Below are 3778 nucleotides of genomic sequence, written 5' to 3'. Positions count from 1 at the left end.
TGTGACGGCGCTTGCCCAGGCAGGTGTGCGGTATTTCTCCATCGGTCCCAATGGCGGACATCGGATCGGCCATACCCTGAAAGTTTGGGGTGACAAGGCATTCTGGTGGAAATCGCCCAGTGGTCAGGAACGCGTGTTGTGCTGGATTCCCCGCCGCGGGTACTGGCGGGGGTTTCGTGGGAAATCCGAATTGTTTTCTTATCTGCGCGAATTGCAGGAGAGTCAGTATCCCTTCGAGATGGTACAACTTCGCCATTGCTTGGGCGACAATGCGGGGCCCGACGTGGGCATCAGCGATTTTGTCAAAGAATGGAACGAAAAATACGCCTATCCACGATTGGTCGTCGCGACGTGCTCAGAGATGATGAGGGAGTTCGAAAGACGTTACGGCGATCACTTGCCGGAGGTCACCGGAGACTTTACACCCTATTGGGAAGATGGCGCCGCCTCCTCAGCGCGAGAGACGGGACTGGTCCGACGAGCTGCCGACCGACTGTCCTCGGCCGAAACTCTGTGGGCTATGCTTCGGCCTGGCAACTACCCCGACGAACTTTTCTACCAGGCCTGGCGCAGCGTGATCCTGTACGATGAACACACCTGGGGGGCCCACAACAGCATAACCGAGCCAGACAGTGAGTTTGCCAGGAGTCAGTGGCGAATAAAGCAAGGCTTTGCTCTCGACGCAGATCGGCAATCTCGGGAACTTCTTGCCCGGGCTGTGACCGGATTGGCGTCGAAACAAAGGACCGAGGCTGGAGACCGTTATGTCATGGTCCTGAACCCCACCGGCTGGGTGCGGAGCGATCTGGTTACCCTGGAGGGGCAACTTAGTTCTCTCAGCTCGATTCAGGATACTCAGGGAGCAGAAGTGCCGTGGCAGAAGCTAAGTGATGGTCGAGTGGTCTTCTGGGCACAGGATGTGCCGGCGTTCGGGGGACGACGCTTCAAACTCGTTTTTGGAGGGCAGGGGCGTGCAGCGGGCAATTCCCTTGACAAATCGCCCGACAGCGGACCAGCGATAGAAACGCGGCGCTACAGCCTGGAAATCGATCCGCAAACCGGTGCCGTCCGACGCTTGATGGACAAGCAGTTGAACTGCGATCTCGTCGATGAAACCAAGGGGTGGGGCCTGGCCGAGTACCTTTATGTTGCCGGTCGGAACCCAGAGAAGGTTCAGCGTATCAGCGGAGCGTGCACGGTGACGAGGCTTGAACAGGGGCCGCTCGTGCGGCGCTGGGCTGTAGAAAGTGCGGCGCCGGGGTGCCGCAGCGTGAAATGGATCTACGAATTGAGCGACGTCAAGGACCAGATCAAAGTCGAAATGATTCTTGACAAGGAAAAGGTTCGTACGCCGGAGGGTGTTCACGTGGCCTTTCCGTTCCGTGTTCCGGATGGACAGATAAGGATGGAGCTTGCGTGGGCGATTATCCGGCCCGAAGCAGACCAACTCCCCGGTGCATGCAAGAATTACTACACCGTGCAGCGATGGATTGATGTGAGCAATGACCAATTCGGGGTGTTATGGGGCTCCTGGGATGCACCATTGGTCGAACTGGGGACGATTCGAACAGATGTACCGCAGCCGTTCAGTCCCGAGGGCTGGCTGACGCACATCGAACCGACGCAGACGATTCTCTCGTACGTGATGAACAACTATTGGGAAACCAATTACAAAGCCGACCAGGAAGGACCCACGCCATTCACGTACTTCATTTTGCCGCACCGGGGCGGATACGATCCCGTGATGGCCACCCGATTCGGACTCGAAACAACACGCCCACTGATTGCTTCGCCGGTCGACAGCAGTACACCTTCGGAAATATCGCCGCCTGTCAGAGTTGAATCGGAGTCTGTGCTTCCCGTGGAGTGCAAAACGACGCGGGACGGTCGAGGGATCATCCTGCGGCTTTTCAATCCGCAACGAACACAGGCGAAAGCGAAACTGGAATTGGACAGAAAGAGATTGACCAAAGTATGGATGACAGATTTATCGGAACACCCCGGCGACCCCGTTGATGGCTCGTTGACGCTCCCCGGCTCCCGATTGGTATCCCTCCGATTGGAGTGAAAAGAGGACACCGCAAGGAAACACGGTTTTGCCGAGTGCCGACATTCACGCCGCTCACGGCAACTCGTTTCGACTGCTCCAAACAGCACGTCGAAGTTCACGGCGCAGAGGGAGTTCTTCCCCGATATGCGGGCGTGGCCATTTGGACTGTTGTTGAGCGGCGGGCGAGTCCTCGTCGAGTGACGTGCAGAAACGCGTCGGCTCTGCGGCGCTGGCCATCGGAGACCCGAAGAAGGACGAACGTGACGGCGAAATAGACCAGGGTCAGGGAAGCCATCCATCGAAGTGCCTGGTTGTGAACAGAGCCGAGGTCCCACCGTTTGAGGTGCTCCGGGGAGGCAAACGCGAGAAGACCGGTGCCCACCGCGCAAAGAAATGCCATCCCCGCGAAAAACACCCCGGTATTCCTCGTGGTGGTCCAATCTGGCAGCGCAATAAGGACAAAGGTCGTACCGAGACCGAGAACAGCTTGGGCAAGAAGGCACCAACCCCACAGGGGAAATCCCGTCGCGAGGGCGACAATCCCACCAATGATGGTGAGCAACGAGGACGCCAGGACACAGCCCACCGCCAGGAAAAGACCTTCCCGCTGGGTACGGAATATCCGGTGCCACCAGACCAGAAGTTCGGGCGTAGCCTCTGAAAGACGCGAAGGTGAAACTGTTCTGTTCTCAATTGCTGGCTGCTCGGCTGGGGGCGAATCCGTCGAAGCCTCATCGGTAAGAGTTGACGCTGGTGTTCCGGCAAGAGTGGACGAAGCGTCGGCCTGCGTTACAGATCGCTGGTCGATGGAATGCGCACTGGAGGGGCTATCTTGGGCCGTCGAATAAGGTTTTGATGTCGGGGAGGAACTCTGGTGTGCCTCGGGCCGACCCAAGTCGGGCTTGTGACAATCAGGTACTTGTTTTGCGATGGTGCCCGACACGTCTGATTGTTGAGCCTGTGCCCGGCCTTTTGGAATTCCTCCGGACAATGATCGGGGATCGGATTTTGTTGGAGGATCGAATGGTGGCGACGTGTTTGGCGGTTTCGGCGTCGCTTCGCTCGAGGGGGCGTCGCCGGGTTGCGGAACGATGGTTGGAAGCCCGCAGTAAGGACATTTCACCTCCTTTCCCACAAACGCGAACGGCGCGAGGAATCGATGCCCACTCGGACAGCAAATGGTGAGAGGTCGAGGTTTCACGGCAGTCAGAAGTACCTTTCGAGTCACAGCGTGATGGTTTGGCGGAGAAAGGCATCTGTATGAATTGTGGGAGTGGGAGTACCGGGGAGCAACCGGGGTGCTTCCGGCGTCCGGCTCCCTCCCCTCACACACGTGGGGTGAATCGTCCGGGTCTTGAAACAGAAATGACGATCCGCGGGTTGTCCACCGCGCTTCCTTTGGTCCGCCGGACGGGCGGGTCTCTTTTGGAAACTCAGCGGCCTGCATTTCTTTGGGGCGATGATAAGGGAGAAACCATTGAGGAGCTTAGGGAGTAGCGGAAGTGACACACCTTTCACCGAGCGAGCGAAAAATTTCGGCAACTCTGGAGAGCAAAAGGTGATACACTAAAAAGTATCACCGGGGTGTGATCGGGCCAGGGCGTCGCGTACTGATGAATCCTTACGCACTCTATGGGAATGCTAGAGTTTCGCGCCGATGACATGCTGAGTCTATCACCGGAGGTGGTGCAGTGTGCCTACTTTGCAGGTTTGGACCGTGTGCCGTGG

Annotated in this window: 2 protein-coding genes; both read left to right on the top strand. The window is 57.7% G+C overall.

What is annotated here, in order from left to right; translation table 11 throughout:
* On the top strand, nucleotides 1-2068 hold a 2068-nt coding region (locus H5U08_RS12640; protein WP_297033604.1), incomplete at its 5' end, for a glycoside hydrolase family 38 C-terminal domain-containing protein.
* A 184-nt stretch (nucleotides 2069-2252) separates the two neighbouring features.
* Complete coding sequence (locus H5U08_RS12635) at nucleotides 2253-2711, top strand: hypothetical protein (RefSeq protein WP_297033602.1); 459 nt, start codon at nucleotides 2253-2255, stop codon at nucleotides 2709-2711.
* Nucleotides 2712-3778 lie beyond the last annotated feature (1067 nt).

Origin of the sequence: Thermogutta sp., assembly GCF_014359955.1 — a bacterium.
GTDB lineage: Bacteria > Planctomycetota > Planctomycetia > Pirellulales > Thermoguttaceae > Thermogutta.
The sequence above is the reverse complement of the archived record's forward strand: the minus strand, read 5'-3'. Positions and strand labels throughout refer to the sequence as shown.